Source organism: Staphylococcus sp. EG-SA-2 (assembly GCF_017152085.1).
On sequence record NZ_JACYHC010001026.1, the window covers coordinates 1 to 800 of the forward strand.

General features: G+C 31.1%; 1 protein-coding gene. It reads right to left on the reverse strand.

What is annotated here, in order from left to right; all coding sequences use genetic code 11:
* Positions 1–724: phosphatidylinositol-specific phospholipase C domain-containing protein (locus tag IDG60_RS17525; protein WP_206160995.1), on the reverse strand; the 724-nt coding region annotated here is incomplete at its 3' end.
* Positions 725–800: the final 76 nt, after the last annotated feature.

An 800-nucleotide genomic window follows, 5' to 3' on the forward strand; every position in this document is an offset into this window, starting at 1 on the left:
CTTTTTTATCATAGTAATCTTTATACTCATCTTGTACTTTTAAATTTAAGCTACCATTATTAATTTTCGTTTCAAATGTCGCATTGTCTGCCCATTGAATACCTGACGTGTCAGCACCATAACCACTTTTTATGTACGTACCCCCCATTCTATTGAATAGGACAATTTTACCTTTCGTTTCTTTTAAAGTAGGATTCGCATTACTTCCTGTGTAAAAAAGATTCTGATATTGCGGGTTATTATAATAATATTCTCTAAAAATTTCTTCAAATGTCTTCGTAACTTTAGAATCGCTATCGTAGTCCTTTTTCATAGACATCACAATTGTTTCGTTTGGATAAGCACTCAAGTAATATTTAGCATCATCGAGAAATTTTCCTAATTCATGATGCAAATAAACCATGCCGTGATGAACTGAAATCATATTATCAGCACTTGCTCTACCTCTAATATCAAAAAACCTGACTCCCGACTTCATTTGGGTAAGGTAATCTTTATCTTGAGTCTTTGCCCAAACTGATTTTACTGGATCCTTTAAAGTGAATGAGCCACTATCATGTGAACCCGGTATATTAATCTCAGTTAAATGTTTTCCATCATCAAGTTTACTCATCCAATTTTCTGGACTTTTACTCAACGAATCTGACGCATGTGCTGAATGATACCAACCACTCATCACTACTAAAATGATACTTAAAAACAAAGTCTTAATACACTTTTTCATAATATCAACTTCTTTCTATATTTAATACATTAATTATACATCTTTTTTAAATAAAAATATGTGTAAAATTTTAAAA